Origin of the sequence: Ideonella alba (genome assembly GCF_018069845.1) — a bacterium.
GTDB classification, from domain to species: Bacteria; Pseudomonadota; Gammaproteobacteria; order Burkholderiales; family Burkholderiaceae_C; genus Ideonella; species Ideonella alba.
In genome coordinates, this window is record NZ_JAGQDD010000001.1 from 278,220 (window position 1) to 296,089 (window position 17,870).

Here is a 17,870-nt window from a genome sequence, read left to right on the forward strand (position 1 = left end):
TCGTCAGTCGGCGCCCAGGCCGACGGGGTTGGGTTGGCGGCGCTCCACCGCAGCGCGCAGCAGCGCGGCGGTGCGGTAGAGACCATGGGCGAACTTGCCGCAGGGCAGGGTGGCAAACAGGGCCAGCACCGCACCCAGGTGCACGCAGAGCCACCACGGCATGGCCGCGCTGGCGCCGGCCAGCCACAGGCCCAGGCCGCTGCTGGCCACCAGGAACAGCAGGGCGATGAAGCCCAGGTCCATCGGTCGCTGCGCCGGATCGCCGTGCATCGGGTGACGCCGCAGGTGCAGCCAGCCCAGCCCGGCCGTGCCCACGGTCAGCGCCACGCCGCCGGGCACGCCCAGCAGCTTGGGCAGCGCCGGCCAGGCATAGGGTGCGTGCCAGCCGAAGGCGTAGTGGTAGAGCGTGGCCACCGCGGTGGCCGCAAAGCACAGCATGAAGCCGTAGAAGGTCAGGTGGTGGAAGCGCCGGCGCGCGTGGGTCCAGGCGTCGTCGGCGTTGTGGCAGCCCTCGCCATGGCCGCCGTCCAGGTAGCGCAGCACCAGCGCCTGGCCGGTGGCTTCGCGCGCCGCGTCGGCACCCAGCGGCAGGCCGCTGCTGACCGGCGTGGCCTGGCGCCAGAAGCGGCGCACGCCGATTGCCAGCGACAGCGCCGCAAAGCCCAGCACCGGCGCGAACAGCGCCACCAGCAGGCCATGCGGCAGCACCGCGTAGAAGCCGGCGCCGGTGGGCACCTGCAGCCCGCCGCCCAGCACCACCGCGATCGCCAGCACCAGCGCCAGCGCGGCGGCCAGCGCCAGCGACAGCACCAGGCCGTTGCGCTCGTACGCGCGGCCCAGCGCGGCTGGCCAGGCGTTGACCGCATAGGTGCGCTGCCGCACCTGGGCCATCGCCCGCGGCACATTGACGGCAAATTCGTGCGGCGGCGCGTACTGGCAGGCGTGCAGGCAGGCGCCGCAGTTGTGGCACAGGTTGGCCAGGTAGTGGGCGTCGGCCGGCTCGAAGCGCAGCCGGTAGGTCATTGCCGGGAAGACGGCGCAGAAGCCCTCGCAATAGCGGCAGGCATTGCAGATCTGCATCACCCGCGCCACCTCGGCTTCGGGCGTGGGCGTGCCCTCGGCCAGCGCCACGGCCTGCGCGGCCAGCGACTCAAGCGGCTGCATGGCGCACCTCCTGCGTCCGGGCTGCGGCCGCGGCGCGCTCACCGGCGATGCGGCCAAACGCCGTGCCGATCGACATGCCCACGCCCGCGGTGTAGCCCTGGCCCAGCACGTTGCCGGCCATCATCTCGCCGGCCACGAACAGGTTGGGGCTGGGCTGGTCGGCAAAGCGCACCGCGGCGGTCTCGTCGGTGCGCAGGCCCAGGTAGGTGAAGGTCACGCCGGGGCGCAGCGCGTAGCCGTAGAAGGGCGGCGTGTCGATCGGGCGGGCCCAGTGGCTCTTGGCGGGCGCCAGGCCCTCGGTGGCGCAGTCGTCGAGCACGGTGTGGTCGAAGCGCCCGGGGCGGCAGGCGCGGTTGTAGTCGTCCAGGGTCTGCATGAAGCGGTCCTCGGGCAGGCCCAGGCGGCGCGCCAACTCGGGCAGGCTGTCGGCCACCACGCCGGGAAAGACCGGCGGCATGAAGCGGCCCACGGCCTTGGCGTCGATCACCGACCAGGCGGTCTGCCCCGGTTGGTGGGCCACCAGCCGGCCCCAGATCGCGTAGCGCTTGGGCCAGAAGTCCTCGCCCTCGTCGTAGAAGCGCTCGCCGTCGCGGTTGAGCACCACGCCCAGGCTGACGCAGTCGATGCGGGTGCAGATGCCACCGTCGTACAGCGGCGCGCGGGCGTCGATCGCCACCATGTGGGCCTGGGTGGCGTCGCCGATCGCGTCGGCGTGCTGCTCGTCGATCAGGTGGCGCAGCAGCGTGCCCTGGTTGAAGCGCGTGCCGCGGATCAGGAACTGGTCGGCCGGCCACTCGCCGCGCGCGTTGCGCCCCCAGGCCTCGCGCAGCCAGTCGCGGTTGGACTCGAAACCACCGGCGGCCAGCACGCAGCTGGCGGCCTCGATGCGCTCACCGCCGGCCCAGGCGGCGACGAAGCGGCCGTCCTGCAACTCCAGGCGCTGCACCGGCGTGTCGTAGCGCACCTGCACGCCTAGGCGCTCGGCGCTGCGGTAGTAGGCGTTGACCAGGGCCTTGCCACCGCCCATGAAGAAGGCGTTGGTGCGCGCCACATGCAGTGCGCCCGACAGCGGCGGCTGGAAGCGCACGCCGTGGCGCTGCATCCAGCCGCGGCAGGTGGACGAGGCGCGGATCACCAGCCGCGCCAGCGCCTCGTTGGTGCGCCCGCCGGTGACCTTCAGCAGGTCCTGCCAGTACTCTTCTTCGGGGTAGGCGTCGACCAGCACGTCCTGCGGCGCGTCGTGCATGCAGCGCAGGTTGCGGGTGTGGGCCGAGTTGCCGCCGCGCAGGTCGCGCGGCGCGGCTTCCAGCAGCAGCACGCGCGCACCCGCCTCGCGCGCCGTCAGCGCCGCGCACAGGGCCGCATTGCCCCCACCGATGACCAGCACGTCCGTGCCCATGAACCGCCCCACAGCCGATGAAACAGGGGGCGATTGTGGAAACCGGCGATTGATTCGTGAAATGAAAAAGACGGATCGATTATTGCGATCTGGGCATCAATGGCCGACCCGCCGGTTCAGGGCTTGAAGAGCGCCTGCTCGATCAGCTTTCTGAAGGCCAGCGCCGCCGGCGACAGCGCCTGCTCGCGCCGCTGCAGCAGCACCACCTGGCGCCGCACCACCGGGTGCGTCAATGGAATCTTGCGCACGCCGGGCCGGTCGCCCGGCTGGAAGGTGGACGAGGGCAGGATGGCCGCGCCCACGCCGGCGGCCACCAGGTTGATCGCCGTGGCGTGGTGCTGCACCTCATAGCGGCCCTGCAGCCGGATGCCGCGTTTGGCCAGCTGGTAGTCCATGAAGATGCGCGTGGCCATGAAGCTGCTCACGCCGATCAGCTCGGTGTCACGCAGGTCGCTCCAGCGCACCTCGGCCGCCTGCTCCAGCGGATGCGGCGTGCGGCACAGGAACACCAGCGGGTCGCTGAACAGCCGCCGCTCCTCCAGGTCGGGGTGCGGCTCGCCATGCAGCGCGATGCCCAGGTCGGCCTGGCCGTCCAGCACCGCCTGGCGCACCTCGGTGGACGAGCCGTCGTGCAGCCGGATGCGGTTGTCCGGGTGTGCCTGCGCGTACTGGCGGATCAGGCCGGGCAGCACGTGCGAGCTCATCGAGGGGATGCAGGCCAGCGCCAGCTGGCCGCTGCCGCTGCGCGACATGTCCTTCAAGCGCTCGACGGCGCTGGTCATGTCCTGCACCAGCGCGCGCGCCTGCGGCAGGAACTCGCGGCCCACGGTGCTCAGCGCGACGCGCCGCGTGGTGCGGTCCAGCAGCTTCAGGCCCAGGTAGGCCTCGAGCTTCTGCACGCGCCGGGTCAGCGCGGTCTGCGTGAGGTGCAGCTCGCGTGCCGCGCGGCTGAAGCCGCCCAGCTCGGCCACCGCCACGAAGGCCTGCACGCCATCGAAATCGACCTTCATGCACCGATCTTACGGCGCGCGAAAATCGGTCCATGCCCCGACTTCAGCTTCAGCCCCCCGAGCGCTTCGGTTTCGAGACCGCCGTGCAGATCTACATCAGCCACGTCAACCAGGGCGGGCATCTGGACAACGCGCAGCTCATCACGCTGGTGTCGGAGGCGCGCCTGCGCTTCTTTCGCGCGCTGGGCTGGCGCGAGGGCGATGTGGGCGGCTGCCCGATCGTCGTGGCCGAGCTGCAGGCGCAGTACCAGAGCGAGGGCTTCCATGGCGAGACCATGCGCATCCGCATGCAGCCGGTGGAGTTCGCGCGCTGCGGCTTCGCGCTGGCCTTCCAGATGAGCGACGAGGCCAGCGGCCGGCCGGTGGCGCGCGGCCAGAGCGGCATCGTCTTCATCGACCGCGCCACACGCAAGCCGGTGGACATTCCGCCGGCCGTGCGGGCTCAGCTGCTGGCGGTCTGATCCTTCAGCACGTCGGCCGCCAGCCACAGGCGCAGGTCGAACTCGCGCTGGTGGTAGTCGCCCAGCATGTGGGTGCACAGGCTGTAGAAGGCCTTGTCGTGCTCGGGCTCCTTCAGGTGGGCCAGCTCGTGCACGACGATCATCTCCAGGAAGGCCGCGGGCAGGTCGCGGAACAGCGTGGCGATGCGGATCTCGCGGCGCGACTTCAGCTGACCGCCCTGCACCTGCGTGCGCCGGGTGTGGGTGCCCAGCGCCTGCTGCAGCAGGCGGATCTTGGCGTCATAGGCGATGCGGGCGATCGGCGGCGCGTTGCGCAGGAAGCGCTGCTTGCGCTCGTTGACGAAGTCGAACAGCGCGCGGTCGTCGCGCACCGCGTGCGCCTCGGCGTAGCGCCGCTGCAGCAGCGCGTGCATCTGCCCGGCCAGCAGCGTGGGCGTGACCTGGGCGATCAGCTCGGGCGGGTAGCCGCCCAGCGGCGCCAGCGCCTTGGCGGGCAGGGCGGCGGGCGCGCTCACCGGGCGCTGTAGATCGCCGACAGGCGGTCGGGCTGTCCGTCCGCGCGCTGCAGCACCGGGAAACGCTGGCCGCCGCGCCAGTCGATCGTCACCAGGCGGTAGAGATCGTCCTCCTTGAGCAGCAGCTGGATCGGCGCGCGGCCGTCCCGGTTGGCGTCGATCGCCTGCGCCAGGCGCTCGCTGGTGTAGGCCTGCAGGTTCACCGCCAGCAGCGTCAGGCCCGGCGCCAGGCCGGCCTTGAACGCGGGGCTGTCCCAGGCCACCTGCTCGAGCTTGCCCTCGTGCGTGACCATCAGCCCCAGCGACCAGCGGAAGTCGGCTGGGCGCGGTTTGCCGTCGCGCGACGGGGCGTTCTTCGCGAAGGGGCTTTCGGTGCTGCTCCAGCCCAGCGTCCAGCCGCCGCGGGCCAGGCCGTCGAGCGGTGCGCCAGGACCGTGGCTGTCCAGGCGCTGGCGCAGGAAGCCGGCCCAGTCGTGCGGCTGCACCGCGTTCAGCGCGGCCACCACCTCGTCGAAGGTGTAGGGCAGGGGCGCGATGCTGCCATCGGGCCGGAAGCCGGTGGGCACGCCGAAGAAGGCTTTGGCGAAATCGTCCAGCGACTTCGCGCCGCCGCTCTTCTCGCGGATCAGCGTGTCGGCGTCCAGCCAGATCAGCGTGGCCTCGTCGTAGTAGTCGACGCTGCGCTGCCAGTCGCGCCAGGCCTTGTCGCGGCTGCTGCGGATCGTGCCCTCGTTGGTGGTGTCCTGCAGGTTGCGCCAGGTGCGGCCGGCGCGCGCATCCAGGTACGCGGCCACGTAGGCCAGCGCATCGCGCGACTGCTCGGGCGTGGCCAGGCCCGAGCGGGCGGTCAGCACATGGCCCCAGTACTGGGTCATGCCCTCGTAGACCCACAGCAGGCTGTTCTGCATCGGCACGTTGTAGTGCGGCGTCAGCAGGTCAGCGGGGCGGCGGAACTTGCCGTTCCAGGAGTGCACGTACTCGTGCGGCAGCAGCTCGCGCGCGGCGATCGCCTTGTCCCAGTCCTTGAAGTAGCCCGGGCGCACGCCGTTCTCGCTGGACTCGTGGTGCTCCAGGCCGATGCCGCCGAAGTGCTTCGACTGCGCCAGCAGGAAGTCGTACTGGCGCCAGTGGCGCGCACCGAACAGGCGGTCGGATTGCTGCACCAGGCGGCGGTGGGCCTCCAGCTGGGCGTCGCTGGCGTCCAGCAGGCCAGGCTCGTCGGCCAGCAGGTTCAGCGCCACCGGGCGCGGCGTGCCGGGCGGGTCGAGTTCCACCCGCTTCGCATGGCGGCCGGCGAACAGCGGCGAGTCGACCAGCGTCTCCACCGACACCGGCGCAAAGCGCACCCAGCCCTGGCCATCGGCCTGGGCCACCCGGCCCTGCGCGTCGCGCAGCGCGGTGGCGGCCTGCCAGCCCTCGGGCAGCTTCACCTGCGCCTGCACGCGCACCGCGGCGGCGGGCACGCGCGTGGGGTAGAGCAGGGTCTGGTTCCACTGCACCCCCAGTATCTGGCGCGTCATCGTCGGTCGGCCCTGGCTGCTGTTCTGCGGTGCCAGGTGCTCGTAGCGCAGCGTCAGCTCGCGCACGCCGGCAGGCACGTCGATCAGGAAGGCGTAGGGGTCCAGCGTGTCGCGGCGCCACTCGATCCGGCGCTCGCCGGCGCTGATCTGCAGCCCGGCCAGCTGGGCCACATCGCCATAGGGGCCGTGGGTGCCGGGCAGGAAGCGCGGGTAGTGCAGCGTCAGCGGCCCGGGGCCGGGCACCGGCAGCGTCTGGGTGACGCGCTGGATCTGGCGGTCCAGGTCGGTGGCGTCCACCGCCAGCGTGATCGTGCCGGGCCAGGGGCCGGGCGAGGTGGGGGCGGCGGCGATGGCCGCCGGTGGGGCGGCGGTGGTGGCCAGCGCGGTCAGCGCGGCCGCCAGGACAGCGCGCAGGCTGGCCTTGTGGGCGAGGATGCGGGGCATGGGTCGGGCGTCCGTGGAAGGAAGCGCGACCATACCTCAGGGCCGGGCGCGTCTGCGCCGGGGTCAGCGCGGACGGTAGATGGCCGACAGCCCGTCGGTCTGCGCCTGCAGGCGCTGCAGCACCGGGTGGCGCGCTCCCTGGCGCCAGTCGATCGTCACGCTGCGGTAGCGCTCACCGTCCTTGACCAGCAGGCGCAGCGGCGCTTCGCCTCCGGTGTTGGCGCGCAGCGCGGCATCCAGGCGCTCGGGCTTGTAGGCCAGGTCGTTGACCGCCAGCAGCGTCATGCCCTTGGTCAGGCCGGCCGCATAGGCGGGGCTGCCCCAGAAGACCTGGGTCAGCGTGCCGTTGCCGATGACGCGCAGGCCCAGCGAATGGGCCAGGTTCTGCGGGCGCTCGGTGCCCGAGTCGCCCTCCCAGCCGCGTTCGTGCTGCTGGAAGCGGCTCTCCTCGGCCTGCCAGCCCAGGGACCAGCCGCTGTGCGTCAGGGCCAGCGCGGCGTCGCGGCCGGGCTGGTCCAGGCGCTCGCGCAGGAAACGCCGCCAGTCCAGCGGCTGCACGGCGGTCAGCGCGGCGATCAGCGCGTCCTCGGTGTAGGGCTGCGGGCGGATCGAGCCATCGGCGTGGCGGCCCGGCGCGCGGCCATGGAACGCGCGTGCGAAGTCGTCCAGCGAGCGCTGGCCGCCGCTGGCCTGGCGGATGGCCAGGTCGGCCTCCAGCCACAGCAGCAGGCCCTCGTCGTAGTAGTCCTGCAGGCGCTGCTGGTCCTCCCATTCGCGGGTGTGGCCGGGGCCGATCGCCGGGTCGATCTGGGTGTCGGCCAGCGCACGCCAGCGGCGGCCGGCGCGCGCCTGCACCTCGGCCACGGTGGTGGCCAGGCGGTCCATCGCCTGCTCGGGCGTGGACAGGCCGGCGCGCGCGGCCAGCACATGGCCCCAGTACTCGGTCAGGCCCTCGTAGACCCACAGCAGCGAGGTGCCCATGGGCTGGTGGTAATCGGGCGTCAGCAGGTCGGCCGGGCGGTGGGCCTTGCCGTTCCAGCTGTGCACGTATTCGTGCGGCAGCAGCTCGCGGCCGCGGATCGCGTCGGGCCAGTCCTTGAAGTAGTCGGGGCGCAGCGCGTTCTCGCTGGACTCGTGGTGCTCCAGGCCCATGCCGCCGAAATCGTCGGACAGCGCCAGCATCAGCTCGTAGTGGCGAAAGGGCCGCATGCCGCCGAACAGGCGGTCGGCCTGCGTGACCAGCGCGCGGTGGGCGGCCAGCTGTGCGGGCGTGGCGCTCAGCGCCCCCGGCTCATCGGCCAGCAGGGCCAGGCTGACCGGGGGCGCGCCGGGCGTGTCGTCCAGCGCATGGCGCTGCAGGTGGCGGCCGGCGAACAAGGGCGAATCCACCAGGGTCTCGACCGACATCTCGCGGTACTGTCGCCAGCCGCGGGCATCAGGCTCGGCGCGCTGGCCGGCGGCGTCGCGCAGCGCGCTGGCCTCCTGCCAGCCCGCGGGCAGGCGCAGCCGCGGCGTGATGCGCTGGGCATCGACCGCCCGTCCGTCGACATAGAGCAGCACCGTCTCCCACTCGATGCCCAGCAGCGCCGGCGTGATGCTGATGCGCTCGCCACTGCCGCGCACCGGCGCCAGGTACTGGAAGTCCAGCTCCAGCGTCGACACGCCCGGCGGCACGTCGATCAGGAAGGCGAAGGGGTCGCCGGCCACGCGGCGCCAGGCCAGCGCCTGTTGGCCGGCCTGCACGCGCAGGCCGGCCAGGCGGGTGACGTCACCGTAGGGCCCGTGGCCGCCGGGCAGGTAGCGGGCGTAGCGCAGGGTCAGCGGGCCGGGCCGATCGACGTCGATCTGCTGCTGCACGCGCAGCACGCGGCGATCCAGGTCGGTGGCGTCCACGGCCAGGCGCATCGGTGCCCCCAGGGCAGCCTGGGCCGCCAGCGCCATCCACAAGGTGGCGGCCAGCAGCCGCCGCACAGCGTTCCAGGGCGAGGTCATCACGCGACGATACCCGAGCCGGCGCCGGATCCCGGCCGGTTTGAGGCATCATGACCGGATGTTCGCTGCTCCCCGGTTCCTGCCTCTGGCGCTGCTGGCCGCGTCCGTGTCGGCGGCAGCAGCGGACGAAGCGCCGCGCGGCGCCACCATCTACCGCTGCGACGGCGGCGGCACGCCCACCTACTCCGACAGCGCGGTGCGCTGCGACAACGGTGCGGTGCTGACCAACCCCAAGCCCTCGGCGGTGCCGCTGGTCGGACCGGCCACGGCCAAGCTCACCCTCAACGGCCCGCCCTGCCCCTTGCCCCAGACCGATCCGGAAGGCCCGGCCTGGGCGCCGATCCGCGCCTGCTTCCGCCAGGCCCTGCAGCAGCAGCCCGAGCACAAGCTGGCCGAGACCCAGCTGGCCGGCATGCTGATGGGCGTGTGCGACGCCGAGACCCGCAGCCTGATGCAAGGCAACAGCTTCCCGGCCGAACTGGGCCGCACGCCCGACGAGCGCCGCGCCGCGATCCGGCGCTGGTCGCAGTGGCTGGTGCAGCAAAGCGGCCGCGCCAGCGACAGCGTGCCGGTGCAGGCCCTGGTCACCGGCAAGGCGGTGCCGCTGCAGCGCATCAGCGGGCCGGCCGAGCTGCAACTGCCCAGCGGCCAGATCACCGAGGCGCTGCCCGGCACGCTGCTGCGCCAGGGCGACCAGATCTACGTGCGCCGGGGCGTCAGCCTGCAGGTGGGCGGACAGAACCTGCCCGCGCAGCAGCGCGAGCGCTGCGTGCGCGTCGACTGAACTGCAGCGCGGCCGTCGGCCAGGGCCGACAGCCGCCCAGGCTCACTTGAGCTGCAGGATCCAGCTGACCAGCTTGGACGCGTCGGCTTCGGTGATCGCCACCTTGTTGGGCGGCATGGCCAGGCCGCTGACCTTGCCCTTCCAGTGGCTCTCGTAGGGGTTGGAGCCGGCCATCACCGTGGCGGTGAGGGTCTTCTGGGCGTCCTTCTGGCCCTTGTACTTCGCGGCCACATCCTTCCAGGCCGGGCCGATCGGGGCCAGCCCGTCCGGGCCCTTGCCGCCCGGATCGATGTGGTGGCAGGTCAGGCAGCCACTGGTGTTGGCCAGCTTGAGCATGGCGTCGTCATTGCCGGCGGCCAGGGCCGGGCCGGCGACGAGCGCGGCAGCGAGGGCGATCAGGTGCGGGGTGCGCAGCATGGTGGACTCCTTTTGATAGCGGTGAACCCTTGGACCGCATCTTGGGAGCCGGCGCGCCAGCAGAGTTGAGCCTCGTCAAGACTGCTGGCGCTTTTGCCAGGATGGAACACCCTGGCACACCTGGCGCGCAGCGTCGGCGCGACGGCTGCGCCAGCGCGCGACAGCAGATCGGGCGCCCTGACCGTCAGGCGCGCTGCAGCAACATCGCGTCGCCGTAGCTGAAGAAGCGGTAGCCGGTCTCGATCGCGTGGCGGTACAGCGCCATCACCTGCGGGTAGCCGGCGAAGGCGCTGACCAGCATCATCAGCGTGCTCTTGGGCAGGTGGAAATTGGTCAGCAGCACGTCCACTACCTGGAAGTGGAAGCCCGGCGTGATGAAGATGTCGGTCTCGCCGCTGACCGCCTGGGCCAGGCCGCCGCGGCCCGCATGGCGCGCCGCGGACTCCAGCGCCCGCAGCGTGGTCGTGCCCACCGACACCACGCGGCCGCCGCGCGCGCGGCAGGCGGCGATGGCCTCCACCGTGGTCTGCGGCACGTCGTACCACTCGCTGTGCATGCGGTGTTCGGACAGGTTCTCGGTGCGCACCGGCTGGAAGGTGCCGGCCCCCACATGCAGCGTCACATGCGCGCGCGCGACGCCGGCCGCCGCCAGCGCCGCCAGCACGCCTTCATCGAAGTGCAGCGCCGCGGTGGGCGCGGCCACCGCGCCGGGCTGGCGGGCGAAGACGGTCTGGTAGCGCTCGGCGTCCTCGGGCGCATCGTCGTGGGTGATGTAGGGCGGCAGCGGCACATGGCCGTGGCGCTCCAGCAGCACCAGCGGGTCGCCTTCGACGCGCAGGTGGAACAGGCTGCCGTCGGGGCCGGCGCGGCCCAGGACCAGGGCGTCGAAGCCGTCGGCGCCGCCGAAGCGCACCGTGCTGCCCTCGCGCGGCGACTTGCTGGCGCGCAGGTGGGCCAGCATCTCGCCGTGGCGCGCGTCGGTGCTGGGCAGCAGGCGCTCGACCAGCGCCTCGACCGCGCCACCGGTGGGCTTCTCGCCGAACAGGCGGGCCTTGAGCACCCGGGTGTCGTTGAAGACCAGCAGGTCGCCTGGCCGCAGCAGCGTGGGCAGCGCGCGGAACACGCGGTCCACCGGCAGCAGCCCGGTGCCGTCGAGCAGGCGCGAGGCGCTGCGCTCCGGGGCCGGGTGCTGGGCGATCAGCTCGGCGGGCAGGTGGAAGTCGAAATCGGCCAGCTGGAAGGGCCGACCGTGGGGGTGCAGGGCAGAAGAGGGCATGGCTTGCAGGCTGTACCGGCCTTCAAGGATCTCGGAAGACACCGATTGTTCCATGCACCACGCCAGCCCTGGGCGGCGCAGGGCCGTTGTCGGGCCCCTTGACCGTGCGCGGCAGGCCCACCCGGGGCCCTGCCGGGCCGACTCAGCGGATCGCGGCGGCCGGGGCGTCGGGGTCGTTGCGGTCCCAGGCCCAGGCAAAGGCCAGGCTCAGACCCAGCACCAGCGACAGCAGCAGCAGAAAACGGGCAATGAGGCGCATGGTGGTGGGCAGGATTCAGGGCAGCAGACGGCGCGGGAGTGCGCGTCAGATCTGATTGTCTGCTGCGGCGGGGTGGCCGGCCTAGGGGAAGGTCCTCAGGCCGTGGCGAATTGGGCAGCGGACCGGGCCACTGCGGCCGCCGACCGACAGACGCGCAGAGCAGCGCACACCGCCACAATCACCCCATGGTCACGCCGGCCCCCGCCCCCGCCCCCGCCCCTGCCGCCCTCAGCGGGCCGGCGCGCGCGCTGCAGCGCCTGGGCCTGGACACGCCGCTGGCGCTGGCGCTGCACCTGCCGCTGCGCTACGAGGACGAGACCCGCCTGACCCCGCTGGCCCAGGCCCGCGCGGGCGAGACGGTGCAGGTGCAGGTCACGGTGCAGCACAGCCAGGTCGAGCAGCGCAGCCGCCGCCAGCTGGTGCTGCGCTGCCGCGACGAGGCCGGCGACGAGCTGCTGCTGCGCTTCCTGCATTTCTACCCCTCGCAGCAGAAGGCCTGGGCGCCGGGCATTGGCCTGCGCGTGCGCGGCGAGCTGCGCCACGGCTTCTTCGGCCGCGAGATGGTGCACCCGCAGGTGCGCGTGGCCGAACCGGGCGACGCGCTGCCGCAGGCGCTGACCCCGGTCTACCCCGCCAGTGCCCAGCTGCCGCAGGCCTACCTGCGCAAGGCGGTGGCCGGCGGCCTGCAGCGCGCCGATCTGCGCGAGCTGCTGCCGCCCGACGCCGTGCCGCCGAAGCTGCCCAGCTTGCGCGCGGCGCTGGAATTCCTGCACCACCCGCCGCCCGGCACGCCGCTGGCCACGCTGGAGGACCACAGCCACCCCGCCTGGCAGCGCCTGAAGTACGAGGAGCTGCTGGCCCAGCAGCTCAGCCAGCAGCAGGCCCGGCGCGAGCGTGCCCGGCTGCGCGCGCCCGAGCTGGCCGTACGCCCCGGCGGCGTGCGCGACGGCCTGCTGGCCGCGCTGCCCTGGGGCCTGACCGACGCCCAGCGCCGCGTGGCCGAGGAGATCGCCGCCGACATCGCCCGCCCCCAGCCCATGCACCGCCTGCTGCAGGGCGACGTGGGCGCCGGCAAGACGGTGGTGGCCGCGCTGGCCGCGGCGGTGGCCATCGACGCCGGCTGGCAGTGCGCGCTGATGGCGCCCACCGAGATCCTGGCCGAGCAGCACTTCAAGAAGCTGGTGCAGTGGCTGGAGCCGCTGGGCCTGCAGGTGGCCTGGCTCAGCGGCAGCCGCAAGGGCAAGGTCCGGCGCGAGCAGCTGGCGGCCATCGCCGAGGGCCGCGCGCGCCTGGTGGTGGGCACCCATGCGGTGATCCAGGACGACGTGCACTTCGAGCGCCTGGGCCTGGCCATTGTCGACGAGCAGCACCGCTTCGGTGTGGCCCAGCGCCTGGCGCTGCGCCACAAGCTGCGCCAGGACCTGCCGGACGGAGGCGCGCTGGAGCCGCACCTGCTGATGATGAGCGCCACGCCGATCCCGCGCACGCTGGCGATGACCTACTACGCCGACCTGGAGGTCTCCACGATTGACCAGCTGCCACCCGGCCGCAGCCCGATCGTCACCCGCGTCTTCGCCGAGTCGCGCCGCGAGGAGGTGATCGGCCGCATCCGCGACGAGGTGGCCAAGGGGCGGCAGGTCTACTGGGTCTGCCCGCTGGTCGAGGCCAGCGAGGCCGAGGACCTGAGCGGCAAGTCGATGGCCGAGCTGGCCAACGTGACCGAGACCCACGCCCAGCTGTCCGAGGCGCTGGCCGGCATTGGCGTGGGCCTGCTGCACGGCCGCCTGGCGCCTGCCGAGAAGGCAGCGGTGATGGCGCGCTTCGCCGCCGGCGAGTTGGCCGTGCTGGTGGCCACCACGGTGATCGAGGTGGGCGTGGACGTGCCCAATGCCAGCCTGATGGTGATCGAGCACGCCGAGCGCTTCGGCCTGGCCCAGCTGCACCAGTTGCGCGGCCGGGTGGGACGGGGTTCGGTGGAGAGTGTGTGCGTACTGCTGTTCAGCCAGCCGCTGTCCGAGACCGGCAAGTCGCGGCTGAAGGCCATGGCCGAGACCACCGACGGCTTCGAGATCGCCCGCCGCGACCTGGAACTGCGCGGCCCCGGCGAATTCATGGGCCAGCGCCAGTCGGGCGACGCGCTGCTGCGCTTCGCCGACCTGGCCGAGGACGCCCCGCTGCTGGCCGCTGCCCGCCGCCACGCCCCGCGCCTGCTGGAACAGCACCCGGCCGTGGCCGCCGCCCAGGTGCGGCGCTGGCTGGGCGCGGCGGCGGAGTTCATGAAGGCCTGATGGGCGCACTGCACATGCCTAGAACAGGGGGGTGGTCGGCGCACCAGCGCGGGGCGAGACTAGCGGTCTGTTCTCAACCCACGGCCGATGCCACGAACATCGACCCCACCTGGAAGTCCCATGACCCCTCGCTTTGCCCTTCGCCGCCTGACCCTGGCGCTGGCCGCCCTGGTCGGCCTGTCCGGTACCTCTTTCGCCGCGCCGGATGCCTCGCACCCCGCCGTGCAGCGCGCGCTGCAGCACCTCAGCGGTGGCGCCTTCACCGGGGCCCGTGCCTCGCTGGATGACAGCTATGTCGCCAAGGATGTGGTGGTCGATGCCGACGGTACCGAGCATGTGCGCCTGGACCGTCAGTACAAGGGCCTGCCGGTCATCGCCGGTGACCTGATCGTGCGCAGCCATCCCGATGGCTCGCTGCATGGCGTGATCCAGACGCTGCAGCGTCCGCTGGCGCTGAGCACCACGCCGGCGCTGTCGGCCGGCGCCGCGTCGTCGCGCGCGCTGAAGGCCTTCAAGCACCTGCAGGGCCAGGTCAGCGGCCAGCGCCTGGTGGTCTATGCGCGCGGCGACGTGCCGCACCTGGCCTGGGAAGTGGCGGTGGACGGCGTGCAGCGCGACGGCACGCCCAGCCAGGCCCGCCTGATCGTCCACGCCGACAGCGGCAAGGTCGTCGACCAGTGGGACACCGTGCACACCAAGGCCTATGTCGGCACCGGCAAGACGCTGTACTCGGGTGACGTGGTGCTGAACACCAAGGGCAACAAGGCCGGCACGAAGTTCGAGCTGAAGGACCTGACCCGCGGCAAGCAGTACACGGTGACGATGAACAACGGCACCGGCGTCGAATCCACGATGACCGACGCCGACAACATCTGGGGCACCAACCTCAAGACCAACACCCAGTCCGCCGCCGCTGATGCCCACTACGGCATGGCGATGACCTGGGACTACTACCTGAACGTGCATGGCCGCAGCGGCATCGACGGCGCCGGCACCCCGGCCCGCTCGCGCGTGCATTACTCCAGCAGCTACAACAACGCCTTCTGGAGCGATGGCTGCTACTGCATGACCTATGGCGACGGCAGCGGCAGCTACCCGGGCTTCAACCCGCTGGTCTCGCTGGACGTGGCGGGCCACGAGATGACCCACGGCGTGACCAGCCGCACCGCCGGCCTGATCTACTCGGGCGAGTCGGGTGGCCTGAACGAGGGCACCTCGGACATCTTCGGCACCATGGTCGAGTACTACGCGGCCAACGGCAATGACCCGGGCGACTACCTGATCGGCGAGGAGATCTCGATCGCCCCGCGCGCCTACCTGCGCACGATGATCCAGCCCAGCGCCGACGGTGCCTCGTCCGATTGCTGGTACAGCGGCGTGGGCAACATCGACGTGCACTACTCGTCGGGCGTGGCCAACCACTTCTTCTTCCTGCTGGCCGAAGGCACCACCAACGGCGTGCCGTCCAAGACCTGCACCAGCGGCACCCGCGTGGCCACCGGCAACGGCACGGTCGCCGGCATCGGTCGCGCCAAGGCCGAGAAGATCTGGTACCGCGCGCTGACCACCAAGTTCACCGCCAGCGAAACCTTCGCCGCCGCGCGCACCCACACGATCGCGGCCGCGCAGGAGCTGTACGGCATCGGCTCGGCCGAGGAAGCCGCGGTGGCCGCGGCCTGGTCGGCCGTGAACCGCAACTGATCGGCCTCGCCGGCCACGTCAACGCCGCCTTCGGGCGGCGTTTCTTTTTCCCGCACTGTGCGTGCCCGGTGGCTTGTGCGCACAATCCCGGCATGACCCTGACCGAACTGCGCTACATCGTCGCCGTGGCCCGCGAGCGCCACTTCGGCCGCGCCGCCGAGGCCTGCTTCGTCTCGCAGCCCACGCTGTCGGTGGCGATCAAGAAGCTCGAGGAGGAGCTCGACGTCAAGATCTTCGAGCGCGGCAGCACCGAGGTCACGATGACCGCGCTGGGCGAGGCCATCGTGCGCCAGGCCCAGCAGGTGATCGAGCAGGCGGCGGCCATCAAGGAGATCGCCCAGCGCGGCAAGGACCCGCTGGCCGGCCCGCTGCGCCTGGGCATCATCTACACCATCGGCCCCTACCTGCTGCCCGAGCTGGTGCGCCACGCGATCGAGCGCTCGCCGCAGATGCCGCTGGTGCTGCAGGAGAACTTCACCGTCAAGCTGCTGGACATGCTGCGCACCGGCGAACTCGACTGCGCCATCATGGCCGAGCCTTTTCCGGACGCCGGCCTGGCCGTGGCGCCGCTCTACGACGAGCCCTTCATGGTGGCCGTGCCCAAGACCCACGCGCTGGCCAAGCGCAAGTCGATCAGCAGCCAGGAGCTCAAGCAGGAGACCATGCTGCTGCTGGGCACCGGCCACTGCTTCCGCGACCAGGTGCTGGAGGTCTGCCCCGAGTTCGCCCGCTTCTCCAGCGACGCCGAGGGCATCCGCAAGAGCTTCGAGGGCTCCTCGCTCGAAACCATCAAGCACATGGTGGCCTCGGGCATGGGCGTGACCGTGGTGCCGCGCCTGAGCGTGCCGCGCGAGGCGCAGCCGCACCTGAAGTTCATCCCCTTCGAGGCCCCGGTGCCCAGCCGCCGCGTGGTGCTGGCCTGGCGGCGCAGCTTCACCCGCTACGAGGCGATTGCCGCGCTGCGCAACGCGGTGCACGCCTGCGAACTGCGCGGCGTGACGCGCCTGCGCGAGTAGCGCAGCCGCCGCTCAGCGCGCGGCGCGCATCGCCTGGCCGACCTCGTTGGTGCCCTGGGCCGAGCCCGATTCGGGCACCACCTCGCCCTCGTCGCGCTGCGAGATCTCCTCCCACTGCGCGGCCACCTGCTCGGGCGTGTCCGGCGCCAGGCCCAGGTGCACGCCCTGGGTGAGCGTGATGTAGGCGCGCTCGAAGGTGCCGGCGCCGGCGCAGGCGATCGCGCGGGTGGGTGCGTCGTCGTGGCACAGGTGCAGCAGCGCGGGCGTCACCGCCTCGGGCTTGAGCAGGTCCAGCACGGCCTGCGGCATCAGGCCTTCGGTCATGCGGGTGGCGGCGGTGGGTGCCAGGCAGTTGACTCGGATGTTGTTCTTCGCGCCCTCCAGCGACAGCGTCTGCATCAGCCCCACCAGCGCCATCTTGGCGGCGCCGTAGTTGCTCTGGCCGAAGTTGCCGTACAGGCCCGAGGACGAGGTGGTCATCACGATGCGGCCGTGGTTCTGCGCGCGCATGATCTCCCACACCGCCTTGCAGCAGTGGACCGCGCCCATCAGGTGCACGTCCATCACGAGGCGGAAATCGTCCAGGTCCATCTTGGCGAAGCTCTTGTCGCGCAGGATGCCGGCGTTGTTGACCAGGATGTCCACCCGGCCCCAGGCATCCATCGCCTGCTGCACCATGGCCTGCACGGCGGTGAAGTCGGTGACCGAGGCGCCGTTGGCCAGCGCCTCGCCACCGGCGGCGCGGATCGCGGCCACCACGGCGTCGGCCGGGCTGTCGCTGCCATGCGCGGGCGCGAAATCATTGACGATGACCTTGGCGCCGCGGGCCGCCAGGGCCAGCGCATGCTGGCGGCCCAGGCCGCCGCCGGCACCGGTGACGATGGCCACGCGGCCATCAAAGCGAAGGGGGTTGGCAGTGCTCATGGCCCTGATTCGACCATGAAGCGCCGACCCGGCGCTGCCGCTCGGGTGACAGCCCGTCAATCCAGCGTGCGCTGCACGATGTCCGCCATCGCCCGCGCGTCGTCGCCCGGCTGGGTGCGCAGGCCGGCCACCGTGCCGTGGCGGTCGGCCAGGTCCTCGTCCTGGCTGGCCTTGCGGCGGGCCTCGATGCGATCGATCACCAACTCGATGCCGACGATCCCGCGCAGCAGCCCGTCCAGGTAGTCGGCGGGCGCGTCGGCGGGCTGCCAGGGGCGGGCCTGGGCGGCCTCATGGCGCGCGCTCAGGCGGTCCAGCAGCGCGCGCAGCGCGGCCGGCTCATCGACTGCGCGGGCGCTGCCGTGCAGGTGCACGGCCACGTCGTTCCAGGTGGGCACCACCCGGCCGTGCGCGGCCTTGCCCGGGTACCAGCCGGGCGTGATGTAGGCCTGCGGGCCGCGGAACGCCACCAGCGCCGGCGCCCCGTCGCCCAGCGCGCGCCACAGCGGGTTGGCGCGCGACACGTGGGCCCACAGGCGACCGTGCGCTCCGTGGTCGGGCTCCAGCAGGCTGGGCAGGTGGTGCGCCTGCAGTTCACCGCCAGCGGCCGTGACCCAGGTGCCCAGCGGGTGGGCGTCGACCAGCGCCAGCGCGTCGGCGCGCTCGGGCATCGCATGCAGGCGGGGGATGTACATCGGCGGCG

At 72.3% G+C, this 17,870-nt stretch carries 15 protein-coding genes; 5 read left to right on the plus strand and 10 right to left on the minus strand.

Going from position 1 to position 17,870, the window contains the following annotated elements; genetic code table 11:
• Positions 1-3 precede the first annotated feature (3 nt).
• The 3 genes from tcuB to KAK03_RS01170 all read right to left on the minus strand — a co-directional run bounded on the left by tcuB (position 4) and on the right by KAK03_RS01170 (position 3,573).
• Positions 4-1,164, minus strand: coding sequence for a tricarballylate utilization 4Fe-4S protein TcuB (tcuB, locus tag KAK03_RS01160; RefSeq protein ID WP_210851268.1), 1,161 nt, complete (start codon positions 1,162-1,164; stop codon positions 4-6).
• Positions 1,151-2,563, minus strand: a complete 1,413-nt coding sequence (gene tcuA / locus KAK03_RS01165; RefSeq protein ID WP_210851270.1) for an FAD-dependent tricarballylate dehydrogenase TcuA — start codon at positions 2,561-2,563, stop codon at positions 1,151-1,153. The genes tcuB and tcuA overlap by 14 nt, the downstream gene beginning before the upstream one ends.
• 116 nt (positions 2,564-2,679) lie before the next feature.
• The gene (locus tag KAK03_RS01170; RefSeq protein ID WP_210851272.1) at positions 2,680-3,573 is read right to left on the minus strand and encodes a LysR family transcriptional regulator; all 894 of its coding nucleotides are present in this window, start codon (positions 3,571-3,573) and stop codon (positions 2,680-2,682) included.
• Positions 3,574-3,605: 32 nt separating this feature from the next.
• Between KAK03_RS01170 and KAK03_RS01175 the strand changes: the two genes are divergently transcribed.
• The gene (locus KAK03_RS01175) at positions 3,606-4,034 is read left to right on the plus strand and encodes an acyl-CoA thioesterase (protein ID WP_210802705.1); all 429 of its coding nucleotides are present in this window, start codon (positions 3,606-3,608) and stop codon (positions 4,032-4,034) included.
• Here KAK03_RS01175 and KAK03_RS01180 read toward each other — a convergent pair.
• The 3 genes from KAK03_RS01180 to KAK03_RS01190 all read right to left on the minus strand — a co-directional run bounded on the left by KAK03_RS01180 (position 4,016) and on the right by KAK03_RS01190 (position 8,505).
• Complete coding sequence (locus tag KAK03_RS01180; protein ID WP_310738433.1) at positions 4,016-4,549, minus strand: M48 family metallopeptidase; 534 nt, start codon at positions 4,547-4,549, stop codon at positions 4,016-4,018. The genes KAK03_RS01175 and KAK03_RS01180 overlap by 19 nt on opposite strands.
• Positions 4,546-6,513, minus strand: a complete 1,968-nt coding sequence (locus tag KAK03_RS01185) for a M61 family metallopeptidase (protein WP_210851274.1) — start codon at positions 6,511-6,513, stop codon at positions 4,546-4,548. Before KAK03_RS01185 ends, KAK03_RS01180 begins: the two co-directional genes overlap by 4 nt.
• Positions 6,514-6,576: 63 nt before the next feature.
• Positions 6,577-8,505 (minus strand): M61 family metallopeptidase, encoded by a 1,929-nt coding sequence (locus KAK03_RS01190; RefSeq protein ID WP_210851276.1) that lies wholly within the window; start codon positions 8,503-8,505, stop codon positions 6,577-6,579.
• 58 nt (positions 8,506-8,563) lie between these two features.
• On the opposite strand from KAK03_RS01190, the gene KAK03_RS01195 reads away from it, so the two are divergent.
• Positions 8,564-9,289 (plus strand): hypothetical protein, encoded by a 726-nt coding sequence (locus KAK03_RS01195; protein WP_210851278.1) that lies wholly within the window; start codon positions 8,564-8,566, stop codon positions 9,287-9,289.
• A gap of 42 nt (positions 9,290-9,331) precedes the next feature.
• On the opposite strand, the gene KAK03_RS01200 is transcribed toward KAK03_RS01195, so the two are convergent.
• Positions 9,332-9,706: a c-type cytochrome gene (locus tag KAK03_RS01200; protein WP_210851280.1), complete on the minus strand. Its 375-nt coding sequence runs from the start codon at positions 9,704-9,706 to the stop codon at positions 9,332-9,334.
• Between the two features lie 184 nt (positions 9,707-9,890).
• Positions 9,891-10,982, minus strand: a complete 1,092-nt coding sequence (gene queA / locus KAK03_RS01205; protein ID WP_210851282.1) for a tRNA preQ1(34) S-adenosylmethionine ribosyltransferase-isomerase QueA — start codon at positions 10,980-10,982, stop codon at positions 9,891-9,893.
• A 444-nt stretch (positions 10,983-11,426) separates the two neighbouring features.
• On the opposite strand from queA, the gene recG reads away from it, so the two are divergent.
• The 3 genes from recG (at position 11,427) to KAK03_RS01220 (ending at position 16,246) form a co-directional block, all read left to right on the plus strand.
• Positions 11,427-13,529 carry an ATP-dependent DNA helicase RecG gene (recG, locus tag KAK03_RS01210; protein ID WP_210851284.1) on the plus strand — a complete coding sequence of 701 codons (2,103 nt, stop codon included), beginning with the start codon at positions 11,427-11,429 and terminating at the stop codon, positions 13,527-13,529.
• A gap of 120 nt (positions 13,530-13,649) precedes the next feature.
• Positions 13,650-15,230 carry a M4 family metallopeptidase gene (locus KAK03_RS01215; RefSeq protein ID WP_210851285.1) on the plus strand — a complete coding sequence of 527 codons (1,581 nt, stop codon included), beginning with the start codon at positions 13,650-13,652 and terminating at the stop codon, positions 15,228-15,230.
• A 92-nt stretch (positions 15,231-15,322) separates the two neighbouring features.
• The gene (locus KAK03_RS01220) at positions 15,323-16,246 is read left to right on the plus strand and encodes a LysR substrate-binding domain-containing protein (protein ID WP_210851286.1); all 924 of its coding nucleotides are present in this window, start codon (positions 15,323-15,325) and stop codon (positions 16,244-16,246) included.
• A gap of 12 nt (positions 16,247-16,258) precedes the next feature.
• Here the strand turns inward: KAK03_RS01220 and KAK03_RS01225 are convergent, their stop codons facing one another.
• Positions 16,259-17,170, minus strand: a complete 912-nt coding sequence (locus tag KAK03_RS01225) for an SDR family NAD(P)-dependent oxidoreductase (RefSeq protein WP_210851287.1) — start codon at positions 17,168-17,170, stop codon at positions 16,259-16,261.
• Between the two features lie 56 nt (positions 17,171-17,226).
• Positions 17,227-17,862 (minus strand): FMN-binding negative transcriptional regulator, encoded by a 636-nt coding sequence (locus KAK03_RS01230; RefSeq protein ID WP_210851288.1) that lies wholly within the window; start codon positions 17,860-17,862, stop codon positions 17,227-17,229.
• Positions 17,863-17,870: the final 8 nt, after the last annotated feature.